19 protein-coding genes are annotated in these 22,764 nt (G+C 66.6%); 7 read left to right on the forward strand and 12 right to left on the reverse strand.

All coding sequences use genetic code 11. The features are described 5' to 3' along the window. Nucleotides 1–60 precede the first annotated feature (60 nt). The 3 genes from fusA to rpsL are packed head-to-tail and all read right to left on the reverse strand — an operon-like array spanning nucleotide 61 to nucleotide 3,026. Nucleotides 61–2,136 carry an elongation factor G gene (gene fusA / locus A1351_RS13210; RefSeq protein ID WP_026599371.1) on the reverse strand — a complete coding sequence of 692 codons (2,076 nt, stop codon included), beginning with the start codon at nucleotides 2,134–2,136 and terminating at the stop codon, nucleotides 61–63. Between the two features lie 35 nt (nucleotides 2,137–2,171). Beyond that, nucleotides 2,172–2,642 carry a 30S ribosomal protein S7 gene (rpsG, locus tag A1351_RS13215; protein ID WP_018266642.1) on the reverse strand — a complete coding sequence of 157 codons (471 nt, stop codon included), beginning with the start codon at nucleotides 2,640–2,642 and terminating at the stop codon, nucleotides 2,172–2,174. Between the two features lie 12 nt (nucleotides 2,643–2,654). Then, nucleotides 2,655–3,026: a 30S ribosomal protein S12 gene (gene rpsL / locus A1351_RS13220; protein ID WP_003610013.1), complete on the reverse strand. Its 372-nt coding sequence runs from the start codon at nucleotides 3,024–3,026 to the stop codon at nucleotides 2,655–2,657. 491 nt (nucleotides 3,027–3,517) lie between these two features. On the opposite strand from rpsL, the gene A1351_RS13225 reads away from it, so the two are divergent. After that, complete coding sequence (locus A1351_RS13225; RefSeq protein WP_026599372.1) at nucleotides 3,518–4,561, forward strand: CoA ester lyase; 1,044 nt, start codon at nucleotides 3,518–3,520, stop codon at nucleotides 4,559–4,561. 108 nt (nucleotides 4,562–4,669) lie between these two features. Continuing rightward, nucleotides 4,670–5,002 (forward strand): heat shock protein HspQ, encoded by a 333-nt coding sequence (gene hspQ, locus A1351_RS13230; RefSeq protein ID WP_024881014.1) that lies wholly within the window; start codon nucleotides 4,670–4,672, stop codon nucleotides 5,000–5,002. A 242-nt stretch (nucleotides 5,003–5,244) separates the two neighbouring features. Here hspQ and A1351_RS13235 read toward each other — a convergent pair whose 3' ends face one another. After that, nucleotides 5,245–5,970 carry an invasion associated locus B family protein gene (locus A1351_RS13235; protein WP_024881015.1) on the reverse strand — a complete coding sequence of 242 codons (726 nt, stop codon included), beginning with the start codon at nucleotides 5,968–5,970 and terminating at the stop codon, nucleotides 5,245–5,247. A 310-nt stretch (nucleotides 5,971–6,280) separates the two neighbouring features. Between A1351_RS13235 and A1351_RS13240 the strand changes: the two genes are divergently transcribed. Both A1351_RS13240 and A1351_RS13245 read left to right on the forward strand, forming a co-directional pair. Continuing rightward, nucleotides 6,281–8,101 (forward strand): extracellular solute-binding protein, encoded by a 1,821-nt coding sequence (locus tag A1351_RS13240; RefSeq protein WP_064033202.1) that lies wholly within the window; start codon nucleotides 6,281–6,283, stop codon nucleotides 8,099–8,101. Then, nucleotides 8,098–9,126: an AMP-dependent synthetase gene (locus A1351_RS13245; RefSeq protein WP_245267391.1), complete on the forward strand. Its 1,029-nt coding sequence runs from the start codon at nucleotides 8,098–8,100 to the stop codon at nucleotides 9,124–9,126. Before A1351_RS13240 ends, A1351_RS13245 begins: the two co-directional genes overlap by 4 nt. Here the strand turns inward: A1351_RS13245 and A1351_RS13250 are convergent. The 3 genes from A1351_RS13250 to A1351_RS13260 are packed head-to-tail and all read right to left on the reverse strand — an operon-like array spanning nucleotide 9,120 to nucleotide 10,989. Next, nucleotides 9,120–9,548 (reverse strand): DUF1810 domain-containing protein, encoded by a 429-nt coding sequence (locus tag A1351_RS13250; RefSeq protein WP_024881018.1) that lies wholly within the window; start codon nucleotides 9,546–9,548, stop codon nucleotides 9,120–9,122. The two genes, A1351_RS13245 and A1351_RS13250, sit on opposite strands and share 7 nt — an antisense overlap. A 38-nt stretch (nucleotides 9,549–9,586) precedes the next feature. Then, complete coding sequence (locus tag A1351_RS13255; RefSeq protein ID WP_064033203.1) at nucleotides 9,587–10,648, reverse strand: quinone-dependent dihydroorotate dehydrogenase; 1,062 nt, start codon at nucleotides 10,646–10,648, stop codon at nucleotides 9,587–9,589. Then, complete coding sequence (locus tag A1351_RS13260) at nucleotides 10,645–10,989, reverse strand: DUF952 domain-containing protein (RefSeq protein ID WP_024881020.1); 345 nt, start codon at nucleotides 10,987–10,989, stop codon at nucleotides 10,645–10,647. Before A1351_RS13260 ends, A1351_RS13255 begins: the two co-directional genes overlap by 4 nt. Before the next feature lie 203 nt (nucleotides 10,990–11,192). On the opposite strand from A1351_RS13260, the gene A1351_RS13265 reads away from it, so the two are divergent. Beyond that, nucleotides 11,193–12,422 (forward strand): multidrug effflux MFS transporter, encoded by a 1,230-nt coding sequence (locus A1351_RS13265; RefSeq protein ID WP_024881021.1) that lies wholly within the window; start codon nucleotides 11,193–11,195, stop codon nucleotides 12,420–12,422. Continuing rightward, entirely contained in the window at nucleotides 12,419–12,706 is a 288-nt protein-coding gene (locus A1351_RS13270) for a hypothetical protein (protein ID WP_024881022.1), read from the forward strand. Before A1351_RS13265 ends, A1351_RS13270 begins: the two co-directional genes overlap by 4 nt. Before the next feature lie 106 nt (nucleotides 12,707–12,812). Here the strand turns inward: A1351_RS13270 and A1351_RS13275 are convergent, their stop codons facing one another. Beyond that, nucleotides 12,813–13,802: a bifunctional riboflavin kinase/FAD synthetase gene (locus A1351_RS13275; RefSeq protein WP_024881023.1), complete on the reverse strand. Its 990-nt coding sequence runs from the start codon at nucleotides 13,800–13,802 to the stop codon at nucleotides 12,813–12,815. A 344-nt stretch (nucleotides 13,803–14,146) separates the two neighbouring features. Between A1351_RS13275 and A1351_RS13280 the strand changes: the two genes are divergently transcribed. Then, nucleotides 14,147–14,677, forward strand: coding sequence for a restriction endonuclease (locus tag A1351_RS13280; RefSeq protein ID WP_024881024.1), 531 nt, complete (start codon nucleotides 14,147–14,149; stop codon nucleotides 14,675–14,677). Here A1351_RS13280 and A1351_RS13285 read toward each other — a convergent pair. The 4 genes from A1351_RS13285 to A1351_RS13300 form a co-directional block, all read right to left on the reverse strand. Then, a complete protein-coding gene (locus tag A1351_RS13285) occupies nucleotides 14,652–15,539 on the reverse strand; it encodes a transglutaminase family protein (RefSeq protein WP_024881025.1) in 888 nt (295 codons plus the stop codon). The genes A1351_RS13280 and A1351_RS13285 overlap by 26 nt on opposite strands. Continuing rightward, entirely contained in the window at nucleotides 15,536–18,055 is a 2,520-nt protein-coding gene (locus A1351_RS13290; protein WP_064033204.1) for a circularly permuted type 2 ATP-grasp protein, read from the reverse strand. Before A1351_RS13290 ends, A1351_RS13285 begins: the two co-directional genes overlap by 4 nt. Continuing rightward, on the reverse strand, nucleotides 18,045–21,380 hold the full coding sequence (locus A1351_RS13295; protein ID WP_064033205.1) for a DUF2126 domain-containing protein: 3,336 nt from the start codon (nucleotides 21,378–21,380) through the stop codon (nucleotides 18,045–18,047). Before A1351_RS13295 ends, A1351_RS13290 begins: the two co-directional genes overlap by 11 nt. A 177-nt stretch (nucleotides 21,381–21,557) precedes the next feature. Beyond that, nucleotides 21,558–22,751, reverse strand: a complete 1,194-nt coding sequence (locus A1351_RS13300; protein WP_024881028.1) for a GGDEF domain-containing protein — start codon at nucleotides 22,749–22,751, stop codon at nucleotides 21,558–21,560. Between the last annotated feature and the right edge of the window lie 13 nt (nucleotides 22,752–22,764).

Raw genomic sequence — 22,764 nt, forward strand, 5'->3', positions numbered from 1 at the left:
GAATTTTTCCTTGGCCATGGCCACACTCCTTTAGAGACTGATTCCGCGACGTTGAGACGATCAGGCGTATTTCGCCTGAACCTTCTTCGACTCCGCCTCGGGGACCTGGTCGTAGTGGTCGAATTGCATCGTGTAGTTCGCGCGTCCCTGGGTGAAGGAACGCAGCTGATTGACATAGCCGAACATATTGGCGAGCGGCACCATCGCATCGACGACGACCGCATTGCCGCGCATGTCCTGACCCTGGATCTGCCCGCGCCGCGAGTTGATGTCGCCGATGACCGAGCCCGTATATTCCTCGGGCGTCACCACCTCGACCTTCATGATCGGCTCGAGCAGCACCGAGCCGCCCTTCTGCAGCGCGTCGCGGAAGGCGGCGCGCGAAGCGATTTCGAAGGCGAGCACCGACGAGTCGACGTCGTGGAAGCCGCCGTCGATCAGCGTCGCCTTGACATCGACGACCGGGAAGCCCGCGAGAATGCCGGATCCCATCACGCTGTTGATGCCCTTCTCGACGCCGGGGATATATTCCTTCGGCACCGAGCCGCCGACGATCTTCGACTCGAAGACATTGCCGGCGCCGGCTTCGTTCGGCTCGAAAATAATGATGACGCGGGCGAACTGGCCCGTGCCGCCGGTCTGCTTCTTATGCGTGTAGTCGATCTCGACGCGCTTCGTCAGCCGCTCGCGATAAGCGACCTGCGGCGCGCCGATATTGGCGTCGACCTTATAGGTGCGCTTCAGAATATCGACCTTGATGTCGAGATGCAGCTCGCCCATTCCCTTCAGAATGGTCTGGCCGCTCTCCTGATCGGTCGAGACGCGGAAGGACGGGTCCTCGGCGGCGAGCTTCTGGAGCGCGATGCCGAGCTTCTCCTGATCGGCCTTCGACTTCGGCTCGATGGCGATCTCGATGACCGGCTCCGGGAACTCCATGCGCTCCAGAATCGCCGGCTTCAGCATGTCGCAGAGCGTGTCGCCGGTGCGGGTCTCCTTGAGGCCAGCGAGAGCGACGATGTCGCCCGCATAGGCTTCCTTGATGTCCTCGCGGTTATTGGCGTGCATCAGCAGCATGCGGCCGACGCGCTCTTTCTTGTCTTTGGTCGAGTTGAGCACAGTCGTGCCCGAGTCGATCTTGCCGGAATAGACGCGGCAGAAGGTGATGGTGCCGACGAAGGGGTCGTCCATGATCTTGAAGGCGAGCATGGAGAACGGCTCGCTATCGGACGGATTGCGCACCAGCTCGTCGCCCGTGTTCATATCGACGCCCTTGATCGCCTCGCGATCGACGGGCGACGGCAGATAGTCGACAACGGCGTCGAGCAAAGGCTGCACGCCCTTGTTCTTGAAGGCCGAGCCGCAGAACACCGGATGGAAGGCGGTATAACGCACAGCCTTGCGGACGAGGCGCTTCAGCGTCTCTTCGCTCGGCTCCTGGCCGTCGAGATAGGCGGCCATGGCGTCGTCGTCGAGCTCGACCGCCGCCTCGATCAGCGTGGTGCGATACTCTTTCGCCTTTTCGACGAGATCGGCCGGGATCTCTTCGTCGTGATATTTCGCGCCGAGACCCTCGTCGTCCCAGACCACCGCCTTCATGCGGACCAGATCGACAATGCCCTTGAACAGATTCTCAGAGCCGATCGGCAGCTGCAGGCAGACCGGCTTGCCGCCGACCTTGGTGACAATATCGTCGACGCAGCGATAGAAATCGGCGCCGATCTTGTCCATCTTATTGACGAAGACGACGCGCGGAACCGCATATTTGTCGGCCTGACGCCACACGGTCTCGGTCTGCGGCTCGACGCCCTGATTGCCGTCGAGAACGCAGACGGCGCCGTCGAGCACGCGCAGCGAACGCTCCACCTCGATGGTGAAGTCGACGTGGCCGGGCGTGTCGATGATGTTCAGGCGCTTGCCGTTCCAGAAGGTCGTCGTCGCGGCGGAGGTGATGGTGATGCCGCGCTCTTGCTCCTGCTCCATCCAATCCATCGTCGCGGCGCCTTCATGCACCTCGCCGATCTTATGGCTCTTGCCGGAGTAATAGAGAATACGCTCCGTCGTCGTCGTCTTGCCCGCGTCGATGTGGGCCATGATGCCGAAGTTGCGATAGTCTTCGATGGGATGGCTACGGGGCATTTGAGATGTCCTCGATCAGAGGGCGACGAAAAGGGTTACCAGCGATAGTGCGAGAAGGCGCGGTTCGCTTCCGCCATGCGGTGCGTGTCCTCGCGCTTCTTCACCGCATTGCCGCGGTTGTTGGAGGCGTCGAGCAGCTCCGCCGAAAGACGATCGACCATCGTCTTGTCGTTGCGGGCGCGCGCCGCCGTGATGATCCAGCGGATCGCCAGCGCCTGACGGCGCTCGTTGCGAACCTCGACCGGCACCTGATAGGTGGCGCCGCCGACGCGCCGCGAACGAACCTCGATGGCCGGCGCGACATTCTCGAGCGCCGATTTGAACACCTGCAGAGGATCGCTCTTGGCCTTGGCCTCGATGATGTCGAAGGCTCCGTAGACGATCGCCTCGGCGACCGACTTCTTGCCGTCGTACATGATCGAGTTCATGAACTTGGTGACGACGGAATCGCCGAACTTGGCGTCCTCGATGATTTCCCGCTTCTCGGCGCGATGGCGACGCGACATGTCTCTCGCTCCTTACTTCGGACGCTTCGCGCCGTATTTCGAACGGCGCTGCTTACGATCCTTGACGCCCTGCGTGTCGAGCACGCCGCGCAGAATGTGATAGCGGACGCCCGGAAGGTCCTTCACGCGGCCGCCGCGGATCATGACCACCGAGTGCTCCTGGAGGTTATGGCCCTCGCCGGGGATGTAGCCGATGACCTCGAAGCCATTGGTCAGGCGCACCTTGGCGACCTTGCGGAGAGCCGAGTTCGGCTTCTTCGGCGTCGTCGTATAGACGCGCGTGCAGACGCCGCGCTTCTGGGGGCAGGCCCCGAGATGGCGGGACTTCTCGCGGTAGGTCTTCGGTTGCCGCGGCTTGCGGATCAACTGGCTGATCGTCGGCATTCCAGTTCCTTCGCTCCAGATCCTGAGCGCTCGTCCTCGCGCGCCCGGCGAATTGGCGAATAATAGATACCCCGCTCGCATTCGCTAGAACGCAAGCGAGCTGAGCGCCCTCGGCCCTCCGGCCCAAGGCGCTCCTCATGCAGAGGACCCCGTTTCCGGGGTCGTGCCTTCCTGGAGGACGCTCGCGCGCCCCATGATTACCAACTGCTTGGCAGTCTCAGGTGAGGCCGACAGCGTTTAAGTTCGAAGGGTTGCGAGCGCGGCGCTTGCAACGACGTGAACTTACTGCCTGTCGAAAGTGGGCGGAACCTAATGGCGCGTTACCGCCGCGTCAAGCGCAGATTGTGTCATGTAGAAGAAAATTAGTGGTTCGCGGAAATCGAGGCGAAAGCCGCGCCTTAGAGAGAACGCGAGCGCAGGCGCGCCCTATTCCCTCCGCGGAAAAGACCGGCTATCGCTGCGGCCACTCCCTTACGAGAAAGAGCCGCACGATGAAACTCCCCAACCAATTCTATCGCCCGCTCGCCATTGGCGCGCCGGCGCCCTTGCGTGAGCTTCCGGTCAAGGTCGAGCGGATGATCCATTTCGTTCCGCCCCATTTGGAGAAGCTGCGCGCCAAGGTGCCCGAGCTCGTCCGCCAAGTGGACGTGGTGCTCGGCAATCTCGAGGACGCCATTCCCGCCGACGCCAAGGAAGCCGCCCGCAAAGGCTTCATCGAGATGGCGAAATCCACGGAGTTCGGCTCCACCGGCCTGTGGACGCGCATCAATTCATTGAACTCGCCCTGGATTCTCGACGATCTGATCGAGATCGTCGCCGCCGTCGGCAATAAGCTCGATGTGGTGATGCTGCCCAAGGTCGAAGGCCCCTGGGACATTCATTATCTCGATCAGCTGCTCGCGCAGCTCGAAGCCCGCAATGGCGTGACCAAGCCCATTCTCATCCATGCAATTCTCGAGACGGCCGAGGGCGTGAAGAATGTGGACGCCATCGCCGCGGCGAGCCCGCGCATGCATGGCATCAGCCTCGGCCCGGCCGATCTCGCCGCCTCGCGCGCGATGAAGACGACGCGCGTCGGCGGCGGCCATCCCGATTATCGCGTGCTCGCGGACGCCGATCCGGGCCAGGGCCTGCGCCCGTCCTATCAGCAGGATTTGTGGCACTACACCATCGCCAAGATGGTCGACGCCTGCGCCTCGGCGGGCATTAAGGCGTTTTATGGCCCCTTCGGCGATTTCTCCGATTCGCCTGCCTGCGAATCGCAGTTCCGCAACGCCTTCCTGCTCGGCTGCGCGGGCGCCTGGTCGCTGCATCCGACGCAGATCGCCATCGCCAAGCGCGTCTTCTCGCCCGATCCGGCGGAAGTGGCCTTCGCCCGCCGCGTGCTGGAGGCGATGCCCGACGGCACCGGCGCGGTGATGATCGACGGCCGCATGCAGGACGACGCCACCTGGAAACAGTGCAAGGTCGTCGTCGATCTCGCCCGTCAGGTCGCCGCCAATGATCCGGATTATGCGGCGATCTACGGTTTCTGAGCGCTGCGCGCGGGCGGCCGTCCGCCCGCGCTTTACAGCGTTGACGCCAATGGCGGCGCTGCGCTACCGTTTCTGTCGGTTTGAAGCGTAACAACGGCGTCGATCGATATGACGAGAGAATGTAGCGCCAAATTCACGATCGGGCAGGTCGTCAAGCACCGTCGCTATCCGTTTCGCGGCGTGATCTACGATGTCGACCCCGAATTCGCCAATACGGAAGAATGGTGGCTGTCCATTCCGGAGGAAGTGCGGCCGCGCAAGGACCAGCCCTTCTACCATTTGTTCGCCGAGAATTCGGAGACGGAATACGTCGCCTATGTCTCGGAACAGAATCTCCTGCCCGACAATTCCGGCGATCCGGTGCGCCATCCGCAGGTCGAGGAGACCTTCGAGCGCTCCTCCGACGGCTATTATCGCGTGAAGTCGGCCAAGCGGCACTGAGAGACGGCCGCTAGAGAGGCGTCGTTGCTCTGGATTCCCGGTCGGGCCTGCGGCCTGCCGGGCGTGACGGCGTCATCGCGATTTCGAACCCACTTCCGTCATTGCGAGCGAAGCGAAGCAATCCAGAGCCGCTGGGCGGCCCCTGGATTGCTTCGTCGCTGCGCTCCTCGCAATGACGGCCGAGGGGACGAGCCCCGGCGCTCGCCCCCATCGGGAGATCGAAACGCCGGCGCCTGCGAATGTCACTTCCCGGCGGGCGCGGCCGGCTTCTGCTGGCTCTCGAGCTTCTTGCGCTCTTCGTCGGCCTTCTTCTGCAGCTCTTCCTGCAGCTTCTTCTGCTGCTCCTCGAGCACCTTGGGGTCGACGGGCGGGCCGTCATAGGACTTGCCGAAACCCGTCAGCGGCAGAAGGAAGGTCACTTCATTGTTGACCTGATTCTTGACCACTATGGTCATCTTGTCGGCTTTCTTCATCTGGTCGATGAGCGCCGTCTTGACCTTGGCCTGCGCGAAGCAGCCATTGGGGAAGCAGATCTCGAACTCGCCGGCGTCCAGCGCGCCGGCGCCGACGGCGAAGCGGAAGCCCGGCTTCAGCAGCAAGCCCGGCGGCAGCAGCAGACGGATGATCTTGCTGTCGTCGCCCTTGGGGTCATAGACGGCGAGCGCCAGCAGAGGCTGATCGGCCTGAGCGCCGAAATCGCGCGTCGTGTAGCAGATTTCCTTCTTCGACTGCTGATCCGCGCCGCAGACCTTGGTCCACTCCGGCTGCACGGGGACGAGATCGGCCTTGATCGGCCCTTGCGGAGCCTGCTGCTGCGCGGGCGCGCCCGGCTGCGCCGGAGCGGTGGGGGCAGGGGCTGGAGCCGCGGGCCTTGGGGCCGGCTTCTGCTGAGCCTGCGCCACGCCCGCCGAAACGAGGAGAGCCCCCGTCAGAACCGCAGCGACGATCCGCGGAAATTGAATTGGCATAAGTCGTCCTTTCGAGTAGTGCACGATCGAGTGGGCGCACGGGGCGTCATTCGCGCGAGGAAAGAGCCTCTTACCTCCCCGTCCTCGGTCTTCGCCCTGGGACGGGGCGAAAGGTAGACGGCTAGCCTCATACAAAATCGACGCGCCGAATTCCAGCGGCCTGCGCGAGCCTCGAGCGAGACCGCCCCGCGCCGGGAGACGAGACGCCCAAGCCTATGCAGCCCTCGTATTTCCAAGAACATATGTGAATACCCCGAGTCCGTCGGAGACGTCTTGTCCCGGTCCACCCGCCCTGGAATATGGTCCACCCATGACGATTCGAGCGATTCGCGCCGCAATTCTCGCCACGCTTTTCCCCTTGTTCTTCGCAGGGGCGCAAGGCGCGAGCGTCATCGCCGCCGAGAGCCACGGCCTCGCCATGCATGGCGAGCCGGCTCTGCCGGCCGATTTCGATCATCTCCCCTATGCCGATCCGCAGGCCAAGCCGGGCGGACGGCTGCGAATCGGCCTGCAGGGCGCCTTCGACAGCCTCAATCCCTTCAACCTCAAGGCCGGCTCCACCGCGCAAGGGCTCGAGGGCAATGTCATTCAGCGGCTGATGGCGCGCTCGCTGGACGAGCCCTTCACCGTCTATGGCGTGCTGGCGCGCTCGATCGAGGTCGATGATTCGCGCGAGCATGTGACCTTTCGTCTCGACCCGCGCGCCCGCTTCTCCGATGGCGCGCCGCTGACCTCGGCGGATGTGCGCTTCTCCTTCGATCTGCTGAAGGCCAAGGGCCGCCCGCAGCAGCGCAGCGCCTATGGGCTGGTGAAGCGCGTCGAGACGCCGGACGCGCAGACGATCAGCTTCGATCTCACCGGCGCCAATGATCGCGAGCTGCCGCTGATCCTCGGCTTTTTGCCGGTGCTGCCGAAGCACGCGACCGATGTCGAGCATTTCACCGACGCCACGCTGAAGCCGCCGATCGGCTCCGGCCCCTATGTGGTCGAGGAGGTGGAGCCCGGCGCGCGGCTCGTGCTGAAGCGCGATCCCGCCTATTGGGGCAAGGACCTGCCCATGCAGCGCGGGCTCTATAGTTTCGATCAGATCGACGTGAATTATTTCCGCGACGCCAATTCTCTGTTCGAGGCTTTCAAGGCCGGCGTCGTCGATTATCGCGAGGAGGCGAACACCACGCGCTGGGCCAGCGGCTATGATTTCCCCGCCGTGCGCGACGGGCGCGTCGCCGTGGAGACTCTGCCGAGCCCCGGCCCCAAAGGCATGGAAGGCTTCGTCTTCAACACGCGGCGGCCGATGTTCCAGGACGCGCGGCTGCGCGAGGCGCTGGGCCTGATGTTCGATTTCGAATGGATCAACGCCAATCTCTATTCCGGCCTCTACACGCGCACCAAGAGCTTCTTCGACGAATCGGAGCTCGCCTCCACCGGCCGCCCGGCGAGCGAGGCGGAGCGCGCGCTGCTCGCCCCCTTCCCCGGCGCCGTGCGCGAGGACATTCTGGAAGGGCGCTGGCGCCCGCCCGTCCATGACGGCACCGGCCGCGACCGCGAGCCCGCCCGCCGCGCGCTGGAGCTGCTCGGCGAGGCCGGCTACAAGCTCGTCGACAATCGGCTGGTGAAGAACGGCGATCCCCTCTCCTTCGAGATCATGGTCGCCAATCGCGATCAGGAGCGTCTGGCTCTGTTCTTCGTCTCCTCGCTGCAGCGCATCGGCGTGACGGCGAGCGTGCGCCTCGTCGACGAGGTGCAATATCAGCGTCGCCGGCAAAAGTTCGAATTCGACGTGATGTTCGGAACCTGGACCGCCTCCGCCTCGCCCGGCAATGAGCAGCGCATGCGCTGGGGCTCCGCAAGCGCCACGCAAGAAGGCTCCTATAATCTCGCGGGAGCCTCCTCTCCGGCGATAGACGCGCTCATCGCAGCGCTGCTGTCTGCGCGCGGGCGCGAGGATTTCGTCGCCGCCGTGCGCGCCTACGACCGCGCGCTACTCTCCGGTTTTTACATCGTGCCGCTCTATCACTCCTCGACGCAATGGATCGCTCACTCGACGAAAATCGCGAGGCCGTCGAAATTGCCCCGCTACTCTCCCTTGTTTGGCGCCACGCTCGAAACTTGGTGGAGGACGGAGCCGTGACGCTCGCCGATAGTTCCGGCCGCGCGCTCTCCCGCGCGCATCCGCTGACCATGTTCGGCCTCGACGCGCTGATCGCCGGCGCGGCGCGGCTGCGCCCCATGCGCCTCGCCGCCGCCGACGCCTCGACCGGCGCGGCGATCGACCACGCCGAGCTCGACCGCCGCGTCGCCGCCTTTCGCGCCGATCTGCGCAGCTTCGATTTTCAGCCCGGCGAGCGCATCATGCTCTTCGCCGCGCCGACCAGCGCGACTCTGATCGCGCTCATCGGAATCATCTCCGCCGGCCTCGAGCCCGTGGCGGCGCCGCTCGGCCTCTCGGTCGGCGCGCTGGCGGCGGGCGCGCGCGCCGTCGCGGCAGCGGCGCTCATCGCGCCGGCCTCGATCGGCGGCGAGAGCCTCGAGGAGCTGGTCTTCGGCGTCGCCTCGCAAGCGCCTTCGATAAGGCTCATCGGCTCGCTCGACGGAACCATAGACGGCGCAGTCGATTTCGGTCCGCGCTCGCGCAGCGAGAATGATTCGTCCGCCTCGACGCGCGCCGCGCCGGGCAAAAAAGTGCTGATCGCCGCGCTGGACCAATATGGCGCGCCACATTTCCACGAGCAGGCGGGACTCGTCTCCAGCGGCCTCGGCCTCATCGCCAAGGCGCATGTCAATGGCTCGGCGCCTCTGCTGTCGCTGGTCTCCCCGGGCTCGATCGGCGGCCTCGTCGCCGGGCCGCTCGCCGCGCTGCTCTCCGGCGCAGCGCTGCATTTCCTCGCGCCTTTCGACGGCGCCGATTTCCTCGCGACGCTCGACGCGCTCGGCCCGCTGCGCCTCGTCGCGCCGCGCGCGGCGATGGCTGATCTCGATGCGGCCGGCCTGCTGACGAGCGGCGCGCTGCTCGCCTGCGTCGCCGTCCATCGCGCCGGCGAGGACGAGCCCGCCTTCGAGCCCTCGCATCCCTATTCCTGCCCGATCATCGAGATCGGCGCGGACGGCGCCCTCCGTGCGCCCGCGCGCCCCGTGGCAGGCCGCGCCGCTTACTGAGCGAGGCGGCTCGAGGTCGCCGCGTCCCGCGCGCCGCCGCAGCAGCGCGCGATCGCTTCCGCGAACAGCGTTTCCTGCGGCGCCGCTTCGGCGAAGAGCGTCATGGAGGATTTGAATTTGAGATCGTCCGGCGCGCCGAAAACCCCGGCGAGCGGACGCTTTGCGGCGAGAACCAGACGCGTGCAGGCGCGCAGCCTCTCGCCCAAAATCTCATGCGCGAGAAACGCGCGCGCCTCCGCCGCCGAGCGGATCGCATAGCGCATCGCCATAGGGCTGGAGCCCAGCCCCTCGATCTGCGGAAAGACGAACCACATCCAATGCGTTCGCTTGCGCCCGGCGGCGAGCTCCGCCATCGCCGCCTCGATGACGGGAGCCTGCGCCTCGATGAAACGGCGTAGATCGAAGGGATCGTCGTCCGACATGCTTCGCCTCCGTCGGCGCGGGAAGGCCCGCTCTCCCGCTATTTCGCGCGCGCCCGCCGCCCGACGAGCGCCGCCAGCGCTACGCCCTCGCGCTCCAGCGTCTCCAAAATCCCGCTCTTGATGCGCCCGACCAGCCCCGGCCCCTCATAGACCAGCGCGCTATAGAGCTGCACCAGGCTCGCCCCCGCCTCGATTTTGGCGAGCGCCGCCGCCGCCGAATCGACGCCCCCGACGCCGATGAGCGGAAACTGCCCCTCGACGCGCAAAAAGGTCTCGGCGAGCATTTTCGTCGAGAGATCGAAGAGCGGCGCGCCCGAGAGCCCGCCCGCCTCTCTCGCGAAAGGCGAGGCCAAACTCTCCGGCCGCGCCAGAGTGGTGTTGGAGACGATCATTCCGTCGATCTCTCGCGCGCGCGCGACGCTCACCACATCGTCGAGCTGCTCGAGCGAAAGATCCGGCGCGATCTTCAACAATACGGGGCGCCGGCGCCTGGCCCGCTCGCGCGCCGAGAGCACCCGCGCCAACAGCTCGGAGAGCGCCGTCTTCTCCTGCAGATCGCGCAGGCCTGGCGTGTTGGGCGAGGAGACATTGATGGTGAAATAGCTCGCCAGCTCGGAGAAGGCCGCAATGCCGCGCTCATAATCGGTGATGCGGTCGGCGGCGTCCTTATTGGCGCCGATGTTGACGCCGACGATTCCGCCACGCGAACGTCGGGCGAGCAGCCGCTCATAGGCGAGCGTATGGCCGACATTGTTGAAGCCGTAGCGATTGACGATTCCGCGATCCTCGGCCAGCCGAAACACGCGCGGGCGGGCGTTGCCGGCCTGCGGCTTCGGCGTCAGCGTGCCGACCTCCGCAGAGCCGAAGCCCATGGCCAGCATGGCGTCGGGAACCTCGGCATTTTTGTCGAAGCCGGCGGCGAGGCCGATCGGATTGGGAAAATCGAGGCCGAAGGCGCGCGCAGCGAGGCGCGGATCGTCGCGCGGGGGCTTCGGCGCCGGCATCAGCTGCAAGGCCGCGATCGTCGCCTGATGCGCCGTCTCCGGCGGCAGGCGGCGGAACAGCGCGGTGGCGAGATCGCCGAAGAAAACCTCGATCATTCGAGGAGCCCCGCGAAATCATGGCCGCCATCCTCGCGCATCGGCAGGGCCGCCACTCTGGCGACGCGCTCGACGGGCAAAGTTCCATAGAGGTGCGGGAAGAGATCGCCGCCGCGCGAGGGCTCCAATTTCAGCGCGTCGCCGAGAGGCTCGGCCTCCACGGCGACGAGCAGAAGATCGGCGACGCCGTTGAAGTAACGCGCCGCCGTCTCCTCGACCTGCGCGCTGGTCGAGAAATGAATGTAGCCGTCGGCAAGATCGATCCCGGCGCCGGCGAAAACGCCCGCCGCCTCGGCCTCACGCCAGAGGGAAGCGGGGAGGAGCTTGTAGATGAGTGTCATGTCGGAGAGATAGCAGGCGTTCGGGGCGCCGCGGTAGGGGGTCGAATGAAGGGCTTGACCGCCGCCGACACAAAGATATATCTTAGATCGATCAAAATATGAACGATCCTTCATCTTCAAACTTCGGCTCGATCCAATCCTCGAGCCTTCGAACCCGGCGCGAACGCAAAACGAGCGCCGAACGAACAGGTGAAACTCCACTCATGCAAGACACATCTTCCAGGCGCATCGCGCCCATTCTCGGAGCGCTCGGCGCTCTTGGGCCGCTGTCGATCGATATGTATCTGCCGGCCATGCCGCAGATCGCGGCGAGTCTGAATGTCGGCGAAGGACAGGTGCAATTCAGCCTCATGTCCTTCTTCGCCGGCCTCATGATCGGCCAGCTCTTCTACGGCCCGATCTCCGACTCCATCGGCCGCAAGCCGGTCATCTATGCCGGGCTCCTGCTGTTCATCATCGGCTCCATCGGCAGCATCACCGCCGCAACGGCCGAGCAGCTCGCCGCCTGGCGCTTCATCCATGGGCTCGGCGGCTCGGCCGGCATGGTGATGGGCCTCGCCATCGTGCGCGACCGGTACACGGGGCAGATGGCCGCCAAGCTCATCGCGATGATGATGCTCGTCTTCGGCGTCGCGCCGATTCTCGCGCCTCTATTGGGCTCGGCGATCATCGCCGTCGCGCCATGGCAGGCTCTGTTCGGCGCGCTGGCGCTGTTCGGCGTCGCCGATCTCGTCCTCGTGTGGATCGCATTGCCGGAGACGCGCATGGAAGAGCTTCGCGCCGCCAGCCGCCCGCTCGACGCCGCGCGAAACTACGCGCATCTTCTCGCCAGCCGCCGCTTTCTCCCCTATGTGGCGGTGACGGCATTCTCGCAGGCTGGATTTTTCGCCTATCTCGCCGGCTCGTCCTTCGTCTTCATTTCGCTGCATGGCCTGACGCCCGCCGCCTATAGCGCTATCTTCGCCGTCAACTCCATCGGCCTGATGGCGGCCGCGCAGACCGCGCCGTGGCTGATGGGCCGTTTCCAGCCGCAAACGATCGTGCGCGCCTCTGTCGTGATCTATGCGGCGACGGCTGTCTTGCTGGCGGCGGTCGATATGGCCGGCGGCGCGAGTCTCGCCATGCTCGCCGTGTCGCTCTTCATCATCATCGCCGCCAGGGCTGTCGTCATGCCCATTTGCAGCGTCATGGCGCTCGAATCCTATGGCGCGATTTCCGGCACGGCCTCGGCGCTGCTCGGAGCGCTTCAATTCGGCGCCGGAACATTCGCGTCCTTCATCGTCGGCGCAACGGCCAATGGCGCCGCACTGCCGATGATCGCCGCTATCGCCGCTTGCGGAATCGCCGCATGTATCGTGGCGTTCGCCGCCTTTCCCAAGCCGGCTTCCGCTCTTTCGCAGGAGCGGCGCCCGGAGCCCGCGTCGGCCCCATGACCCCAGCCCAATTCCACGCCTCCCTCGCCGCAGAGACGCCCCCTGCCCTCTCGCCGCCGCTGCTCGCGCTGTGGAAAAACGCCAAAGGCGATTGGGACGGCGCGCATAAATGCGTCGATAGCTCCGGCGAGGCGGACGCCATGTGGGTGCATGCGTTTCTGCATCGGGCGGAAGGCGATCTCGGCAACGCCGCCTATTGGTATGCGCGCGCTGGCAAGCCGTCCGCGACCGGCCCGCTCGGGCAAGAATTCGAAGCGATTCTCGCCGCTCTGCTAGGGCGATAAGGACCAGCCCCTCACCCTGAGGAGCCGGCGAAGCCGGCGTCTCGAAGGGTCGGACGCCCCGCCTTCTGGATCATCCTTCGAGGCTTTTTGCTGCGCAAAAAGCGCCTCAGGATGAGGGGGCTGTATGTCTCGCGGCCAGAATCTCGCGCGCCTTCGCCGCGTCGTCCCGCATTTGCGCGGTGAGCGCGTCGAGCGAGGGGAACTTCGCCTCGCCGCGAATGAAGCCGATGAAGGCGACCTCCACCGTCTTGCCGTAGAGATCCCCGTCGAAATCGAAGACGAAGACCTCGAGCAGCGGCGCGCCCTCCGCCTCCACCGTGGGCCGGCGGCCGAAATTGGCGACGCCCTCGCGCACCACGCCGTCCGCCTCCAGCGTCACCGCGTAAATGCCGTGGCGCAGCTTGTTAGAGGGGTCGAGCGCGATATTGGCGGTCGGAAAGCCCAGCGTGCGGCCGAGCTGGCGGCCTCGGGTCACGACGCCCTCGACGAAATAAGGATGGCCGAGCAGTTTCGTCGCCAGCGCGACGTCGCCGGCGGCGAGCGCCTCGCGCGTCGCGGTGGAGGAGACGGCCTCGAGGCTGCCGGCCTCGTCCTGCGTGATTCGCGGCACGATCTCGACGATGAAGCCCAGCCGCTCGCCCTCGGAGCGCAAAAACTCGGGATTGCCGGCGCGCTTGGCGCCGAAGCAGAAATCATAGCCCGCCACCGCCGCCGAGACGCCGAGCCGCTTGCGGAGAATCTCCTGCGTGAACTCCTGCGGCGGACGCGCGGCGAAGTCCTTGTCGAAGGTGAGGATCACCATGCCGTCGAGGCCGAGGCGGGCGAGCAGCGCAGCCTTGGCGTCCGGCGGCGTCAGCCGGAAGATGATCGATTTGCCGGCGAAGCAATCGGCCGGATGCGGCTCGAAAGTGAGCAGCGCGCAGGGCTTTCCGAGCTTTTGCGCCAGAGCCTGCGCATGGGCGATCACGCCGCGATGGCCGCGATGCAGCCCGTCGAAATTGCCGATGGCGACAACGGCCCCCTCGAGCCCCGGCGGCGGAGCGAGCGGATCGCGGGCGACGATGAAAGGATGCGCGGAAGACAAGGCGGCGTCCAAGGCTTTGTGCGGTGCAGGAGCCGGCTCACTTTGGTTCGGATGACGCGTCATGTCCAGAGCGAGAGGGTCGCAGGGCGTTCGAGACCGCTGCGCAACCCTTCCCCTCATGCTGAGGAGGCTCCGCAGGAGCCGTCTCGAAGCGGGAGGGGGAGGCTCCAGTAGACAGCGCAATGAAGCCGCCCACGTCCTTCGAGACGCCCGCTTCGCGGGCTCCTCAGGATGAGGGCGTCTTCACCCGATCGTCTCGGAACCGCAAGAGCCTCTTCTTCGCGGCAAATTAACCTTTCTCCCCTTGCATCACGGCGCCGCCCCTTTCGGCCGGGCGAAAGGCGATCTCGAAAGCGATGACGCGCAGCAGAAAGAGACGATGCCTCGCCTTTATCATCGTCCTCACCGCCGCCGCAGGCGCGCTCTGGCCGCATGTCGCCGGCGCCGCGGCGATGGCGCTCGCTTTTGTCGGCGTATTGCATCTCGCCGTGCTCGCCTATGAGGAGATCGCCTTTCCGCAATATAGCGAGGCGATGAGCCCGGAGGATTACGAGCATTTCTGCGCGGCGCTGCTGCGCGAGGCGAGATGGAGCGCGCGGGTCACGCGGCTCAGCGGCGATCAGGGCGTCGATATCGTCGCGGAGAAGCGAGGCCGCAGGATCGTCGTCCAGTGCAAGAAATATTCGAAGCCAGTCGGCAACAGGGCCGTGCAGGAGATCGTCGCCGCCATCGCCCATGAGGAGGCCGAGCGCGGCATAGTCGTCGCCACCAAGGGCTATACGGCGAGCGCAGTGCAGCTCGCCGCCTCCAATGAGGTGCTGCTGCTGCATCATTGCGAGCTGACGAAGATCGACCGCCTGCTCAGGCGACCTCTTCTATCGGCGTGACGCTGACGCGCACATCGAGCTTCTGCTTGCCGGCGGCGAAAATGACGCCGTCGATCGGCGAGACATCGGCGTAATCGCGGCCTCGCGCGATGACGACATGATCGTTCATAGCCAGAATGGCGTTGGTCGGATCGACGCCGAGCCAGCCGAACTCGCGCCCGCACCAGACGGAAATCCAGGCGTGCGAGGCGTCGGCCCCCTCGAGCTTCACCGCCCCTGGCGCCGGAATGGTGCGGATATAGCCGCTGACATAGGCCGCCGGCAGGCCGAGCCCGCGCAGCGCCGCGATCATGATGTGGGTGAAATCCTGGCAGACGCCGCTGCGCTTGTCGAAGGCGCGCGCCAGCGGCATTGCGACATGGGTGGCGTTCGGATCGTAGAGAAAATCGCGATGGATGCGCCGCATCAGCTCGACCGCGCCGGCCAGCATCGGCCGGCCGGGCGGAAAGCTCTCGCGCGCATAGGCCGTCGCTGGCTCGTAGAGCGGCGCGAGCCGGCTCGGAAAAATGAAATGCGCCGGCGCGTCGGGGCCGAGCGAGGGCGTCTCCAGCGCTTGGCGGCGGACGACCTCCCAAGGCGGCGTCAGCGCCTCGGCGGGCGGGGCGGCGCGCTCGACACGCACGCGCGCGCTCATTGCGATGCCGAGCTTCACATGGGGGGCGTCGAGCTGCGCCTCGGCGACGCGATTGCCGTAGAAATCGACGCGCTCGCGCCAGTCGTGCGGCGCAGGCGTGATGTCGATGCGGCCGAAGACGACGCGCTGGCCGGCGTCATCGCGCGGCAATAAGCGCAAAGCGCAGCGCGCCGCGGCGACGGGCGCCTCGTAGCTATAGGTCGTCACATGGGTGATGTCGTAGATCACGCTAACCGGATCGGCTCTTCGAAATGGGCCGCATTGGAGCCCTGGAGGAAGTAGCGGGCGGCGAGCGCATCCGCAAGGCTCATCAAGCGCTGCTCCAGGGTGAAGATTTTGGCGGCGTCCAGCTCGGCGGCGTTCGCCACCTCTATCTCGGCGCGCAATTTCACGGCGAGACGGCGCGGCGCCTCCAGCAATCCGTCGTGACGCAGCGTCGGCAGAGAGGAGAGATGCTCCTCTATCTTGGCCACCTGAAAGCCGACCGAGCGCGGATTATAGGGATCGAGCACAGCCATATCGAGCACGGGCGCGAGAGCGGCGCCGGCGAGATAGCGGGAGCGATAGGTGATCTGCGAATCGATCAGCTCGAGCAGAGTGTCGAGACTGTCGATGGTCGCGCCCTCGTCGGCGAATTGGCGGGAGAAGCGGCAGGCGTTGATCGCCCGCTCGACCCGCTTGCCGAGATCGAGAAAGCACCAGCCGGCGACGCGGTTGAAATTCTCGTCGATGAGGCCGGAGAGCGCCGCCAATATATGCAGCGATTGCTCGACGCCCTCGAGCACTTCCGGCTCCGAGGCCGGGCCGTGCGAGAAATCGTCGAGCCGCGCCTCCAGCAGGCGGACGAGATGCCAAATATCCTGCGACAGGCGCTCGCGCACGATCGAGGCGGCGTGCTTGGCCGCGCGGGCGATGGAGAGGGCGGAGCCTGCCGTCTCGGCGCCGCTGGCGGCGGCGAGGGCGAGCTCGGCCGCCGAGAGGCGCGGGTCGCGCGTCGGCGCAGCGCCCCAGGCGAGCAGCACGCGCTCCAGCCGCTCGATCGGCTGGCGGCCGCTGTAATTGGGAGCGTCCGCCTCGGTCAGGCGATTGCAGAGCGAGCGCACCAGCCGCAGCGTCGCCTCGGCCCGCTCGAAATAGCGGCCCATCCAGAAGAGATTGTCGGCGGCGCGGCTCGGCAGATCGCCGACCATGCGGACGATCTCTATGTCGTCGCTCGTCGGCAGGAGAGTGGAGTTGCCGGTCGGCCGATCGCCGAGCACCCAGACATCGGCCGATTGCGCGCCCGCCCCCATGGAGATGGCGCGCACATCGAGACGATCCGACACGCGGCAGAAACCGCCCGGCATCACGCGCCAGCCATCCGCCGTGGCGGCGGCGAAGACACGCAGCGCGAAGGGGCGCGGAACCAGCGCGCCATCCTTCCAGACCGGCGTCGTGGAGAGCTGCACGACCTCCTGGCCGACATAATCCATGCCGCGGGCGCGCATCGCCTCGGTGAGACGCGCCCGCTCGGCGGCGTCGAACTCGGCCCCTAGCGCCACGCGGCGGCCGGGAAAGCCGGCGAGATGCTCGCCGAAGGCGGGGGCGACGGCGCGGTCCTCGAGCGAGCCGAGCACGGCGTCGCGGGCCTCGTCCTGCCCGCACCACCAAGTGGCGATATTGGCGAGGCGCAGATCCTCGCCGAGCAGCCGGCGCGCGATGGCCGGCAGGAAAGAGAGCAGAGCGCGCGATTCGATGAGGCCGGCGCCCGGCATGTTGGCAATGGTGACATTGCCCTCACGAATCGTGTCGAGCAGGCCCGGCACGCCGAGCTGCGAGGCGGCGTTCAGCTCCAGCGGATCGCACCAATCGGCGTCGACCCTGCGCCACACCACATCGACGCGCTTCAGCCCGGCGATGGTGCGCACATGCAGCTTGCGCTCGCTGGTGACGAGATCGGCGCCCTCGACCAGCAGTAGGCCGAGATAGCGCGCGAGGCTCACCTGCTCGGAATAGGATTCGCTGAACGGGCCGGGCGTCAGCAGGCAGATGCGCGGGTCCTTCTGCTGCGCGGCCTTGGCGAGGGCGGCGCGGAAATCGCGGAAGAAAGGCGCGAGCCGCTCGACCTTCATGTCGCGGTAGAGGCGCGGGAAGGTGCGCGCCATCACCAGCCGATTCTCCAGCGCATAGCCGGCGCCCGAGGGCGCCTGGGCGCGATCGCCCAGCACCCACCAGCGCCCGTCCGGACCCCGGCCGATCTCGGCGGCGTAGAAGCGCAGCCAGCGGCCGCCGGGCGGAGTCGCGCCGCTCATGGCGCGGACATAATCGGGCGAGCCGGCGACGACCGCCGCCGGCAGCGCGCCTTCTTTGACGAGGCGCTGCTCGCCATAGACGTCGCGCAGCACCATGTCGAGCAGCTCGGCGCGCTGGGCGACGCCGGCGGCGATCTCCCGCCATTCGGCCTGCGGCAGCAGCAGCGGCAACCGGCTCAACGGCCAAGTGCGCTCCTTGGTCTCGCCGAGCACGCGATAGGAGACGCCCATGTCGCGGATGCGCCGCCCGGCGGCGGCGAAGCGATCGTCTATATCCTCGCGGCTGAGGCCCCCGAGCGTGTCGAGCAGGCTCGCCCAATGGGCGCGCACGCGCCCGTCCGGCCCGACGAGCTCGTCCGGCACGCCGTCCAGCGGCGCATAGCGGGCGATCCAGGAGGCGACGCGACGCGACGCTTCTCCCGTGCTCGCATCGATAAACCGCTCAGCCGGCACAACTCCTCCGCAGGTCCAAAGTCAGCGGGAACTCGCCCGCCGGCTCCTCGCGCGGCGGCCGCACCCTGCCGGGCGTATGGCCGTGATCCTGGAACCGCGACAGCCTGCGAGCCTCCGCCTCATGCGAGTTTACCGGAAAAGTGTCGTAGCTGCGACCGCCCGGATGCGCCGTGTGATAGACGCAGCCCCCTAACGAGCGCTCGCTCCAGCTGTCGATGACATCGAAGGTCAGAGGCGCGTGATCGGGGATGGTCGGGTGCATGCCGGAGGGCGGCTGCCATGCCTTGAAGCGCACGCCCGCGACCGCCTCGCCCGAGGCGCCGGCGCTGGCCATCGGCACACGGCGGCCGTTGCAGGCGATGACATGCCGGCCGGGGACGAAGCCCTTGGCCTTCACCTCGACGCGCTCCACCGAGGAATCGACGAAACGCGCGGTGCCGCCGGCGACGCCTTCCTCACCCAGCACATTCCAGGGCTCCAGCGCCTGCCGGATTTCCAGCTCCACTCCGCCATGCTCGACGCGTCCGGCGAGCGGGCAGCGGAACTCCTTCTGCGCCTCGAACCATTCCGGCTCGAAAGCGTAGCCCGCCCCCTGCAGATCACCGAGCACGTCGAGGAAATCGCGCCAAACGAAATGCGGCAGCATGAAGCGGTCGTGCAGCGCCGTGCCCCAGCGCACGAAGCCGCCGCTCTGCGGCTCGCGCCAGAACCAGGCGACGAGCGCGCGCAGCAGCAATTGCTGCGCGAGGCTCATGCGCGCGTCGGGCGGCATCTCGAAGCTGCGGAACTCGACGAGGCCGAGCCGGCCGGTCGGCCCATCCGGCGAATAGAGCTTGTCGATGCAGATTTCGGCGCGATGCGTGTTGCCGGTGACGTCCACGAGCAGATTGCGGAACAGCCGATCGACGAGCCAGGGCGGGAAATTCGTTTCGCCCGCCGGCGGCACATTGGAGATGGCGATCTCCAGCTCGTAGAGCGCGTCGTGCCGCGCCTCGTCCACGCGCGGGGCCTGGCTGGTCGGGCCGATGAAGAGGCCCGAGAAGAAATAGGAGAGCGCGGGATGGCGCTGCCAATAGAGCATGAGGCTCTTCAATATGTCCGGACGGCGCAGGAAGGGCGAATCGAAGGGCGTCCGGCCGCCGAGCACGACATGATTGCCGCCGCCCGAGCCGGTCTGGCGCCCGTCGATGAGGAATTTGTCGGCGGTGAGCCGCGACTGCCGCGCATCCTCATAGAGGCCGGTCGTCGTCGCCACGGCGTCGCGCCATGTGTCGCCCGGATGGATGTTCACCTCGATGACGCCGGGATCGGGCGTCACCTTGATGACCTCGAGGCGCGGATCGACGGGCGGCGGATAGCCCTCGATATGGATGGGAAGGTCCATCGCCTTCGCCGTCGTCTCCACCGCCGTCAACAGCTCGAGATAACCCTCCAGCGTTTCGACCGGCGGCATGAAGACGCAGAGCGCGCCCTCGCGCGGCTCGATGGCGAGCGCCGTGCGCACCGCGCCCTCGACGATGACCTGCTCGCTGGGCTCCTGGCGGTCCTTCGGCTCCTGACGTTTCTGGAGTTCCTGGCGGTTCTGCAGCGCCCGGCTCTCGTAGATCTTCCGGAAAAGGGCGGGGTCCGGCAGCGGACCGCGCGGCTCGGTCGGGTCCTGCGGATAGGAGTAGGGATAGGCGCTCGGCGGCACCCAGGGCAGCGAGCTGATCGGCAGGCGCAGGCCGATCGGCGAATCGCCCGGCGCCAGAAAGAGCCGTCCGCGCCGCAAAGGCCAGCGCTCCGAGACCCAACGACGCCGGTCGGCGCGCGCGTTCCAGCGCTGCACCGGCAGAACATAGCCCACCGGATTGGCCAGGCCGCGCTCGAAGGCGCGCAACATGCGGACGCGCTCCTCGGCGTCGTCGATCTTCGAATCGAACGGATCGACATTGATGGGCAGCGCGCCCTCCTTCAGCAGCCAGTGCGAGGGGTCCTCATAGGCGGGGATCACATAGCCCCGCTCGAGACCGAGCCGCTCGGCGAGATCGACGGTGAACGCCTCGCTCTGCTGCGCCGTCGGCGCCGAGGACGCGCCGATGCGGGCGGCGAGCTCGGGATCGCGCCAGACGGGCAGGCCGTCCTTGCGCCAATAGATGGCGAAGGCCCAGCGCGGCAGGCTCTCCCCCGGATACCATTTGCCCTGCCCGTAATGAAGGAAGCCGCCCTTGGCGAAGCGTTGCTGCAGGCGGCGCACGAGATCGTCGGCGCGCGCCTTCTTGGTGGGGCCGACGGCGGCGATCGTCCATTCCGGCGCCTGGAAATCGTCGATGGAGACGAAGGTCGGCTCACCGCCCATGGTGAGGCGCACGTCTTGCGCCCGCAAATCCTCGTCGACCTTCTCGCCGAGCGCGTCGAGACGCGCCCAGGCTTCGTCCGAGAAAGGCGCGGTGATGCGCGGCGCCTCGCGAATGCGCTGCACCCACATCTCGAAGCCGAACTGGACCTCCGCCGGCTCGACGAGGCCGGAGAGCGGCGCCGCCGAGCGATAATGCGGCGCGCTGCATAGCGGCAAATGACCTTCGCCGCAGAAGAGGCCCGAGGTGGCGTCGAGGCCGATCCAGCCGGCGCCGGGGATATAGACCTCGGCCCAGGCGTGCAGATCGGTGAAATCGTGGTCGGTTCCCTTGGGACCCTCGATCGGATCGACATCCGCTTTCAATTGGATGAGATAGCCGGAGACGAAACGCGCCGCGAGGCCGAGGCTGCGGAATATCTGCACGAGCAGCCAGGCCGAATCGCGGCAGGAGCCCGTGCCGGCGGCGAGCGTCTCGTCCGGCGTCTGCACGCCGGGCTCCATGCGGATCACATAGCGAATGTCGCGCTGCAGCCTGGCGTTGAGATCGACGAGAAAGGGAACGATCGCCATCGCCTGCGACGGACGCACGCTGTTCACGAACGCCTTGGTCAGCGGCCCGAGCGGCTCCACCTCGAGGCAGGAGGCGAGCTCGGTCCGCAGCTCCTCCGGATAGGCGAAGGGGAAGGTCTCTGCATAGGGCTCGACGAAAAAGTCGAAGGGATTGTAGACGGCGATCTCGGCATGGAGGTCCACCTCGATGCGGAACTCCTCCGCCTTCTCCGGAAAGACGAGGCGCGCCAGCCAATTGCCGTGCGGGTCCTGCTGCCAGTTGATGAAATGATTGGCCGGCGCGATCTTGAGCGAATAGCTCGGCACGCGGGTGCGGCAATGCGGAGCGGGCCGCAGCCGGATCACCTGCGGCCCGAGCGCGACCGGCCGATCATATTTGTAATGGGTGAGATGGTGGAGCGCGACCTTGATCGACACGGAGCTGCTTCGCCTCCTCATAACGACGCCGGGAAAGCGGCGACAGGCGATTAGCTTACGCGCTCGGCGGCGTGTCAATCGCGCGCGCCGAAAAGCTCGGCTCTTTGCCGGAAATTGCCGCATGACGCATTCTGCCGGGGCGGCGGGCGCCGCGGCTTTCGGCGCCCGCTCTCCCCGTCACGAATCATTGGCGGCGGAGGGCGGGAGCGGCGCGTCCGCGAAGACGACGCCGCCGCGGCCGCCGCGCTTCATCTGGTAGAGCGCCGCATCGGCGCTGGCGATGAGCTGCTCGAGAGCGGCGCCGTCGCGGGGCGCGAGCGCGACGCCGATGCTCACGCCGATCTGAATGCTGCGGCCCTCGATCTCATAGGGGGCGCCGAGAACGCGGATGATGCGGCGGGCGAGCAGCAGCGCCTCGTCCGGGTGGCGGACGCCGGTCTGGACGATGACGAACTCGTCGCCGCCGAGCCGCGCCGCCGTATCCTCCCGCCGCACCATGGTCAGCAGACGCGAGGTGGCGGCGCAGAGCAGGAGATCGCCGGTCAAATGGCCATAGGCGTCGTTGACGGCCTTGAAACGGTCGAGGTCGAGGCAGTGAATCGCCAAATATTCATTCGGTCCGAGGCGCGCCGAAGCCTCGTCGAAACGGTCGCGCAGCTCGACGCGATTGGCGAGGCCGGTCAAATCGTCATGACGCGCCATTTTCGCGAAATCGAGCTTGGAGATGATTTGCCGGCGCGTCGCCGCATGCGTGTCGGCCGCCCAAAAGAGACCGACGACGGCGAAAGCGGAAAGAAGCACCGCCTGCAGGACGAAGCCCAAGAGAACGTGGATGTCGCTCGCCTCCATCGCGCGATCGACGAGGCCGATGACCGTCGGCGTCGCCGACAAGGCGAGGCCGATCGCGCAGAGAAGCGGGCGGAAGGCGACATTGGACACGACCCCGCCGGCGAAGACGAAGGCCAGCCCGGATGTCAGCATCGGCACCAGCGACGAGTCGGGCGGATGCGCTATCATCAGGCCGCGCGCGTTGATCGCGCCGAGCAGAGCGGCGAAAGAGAAGAGGCCGATGGCGTAGCGGCGCTCCCAGACCCGCGCCTCATCGGCGAGAATCGTCGCCTGCGCCACGCGCCTCCGATAGGCGAGAACCAGGAAAACGCTCGTTATGTCGACGGCGATTCCGGCCAGCGTCAGAGCGAGGAGCAATGCATCCTGCTTGCGCGAGGCGAGCAGCAGGCCGACGCAGGCGAGCGCCATGCCCATGAACGCCACCGGCATGACCGGCCGGGCGACCATATCGACCAGCTCGACATAAGCGGCGTCGGGAAGCGGCGCCGAATTTCGAGACGTATGTCCTAGCCGACGCCACATGCTCACCCCAACG

The sequence above is a fragment of the Methylosinus sp. R-45379 genome, assembly GCF_001644125.1.
Taxonomy (GTDB): Bacteria; Pseudomonadota; Alphaproteobacteria; order Rhizobiales; family Beijerinckiaceae; genus Methylosinus.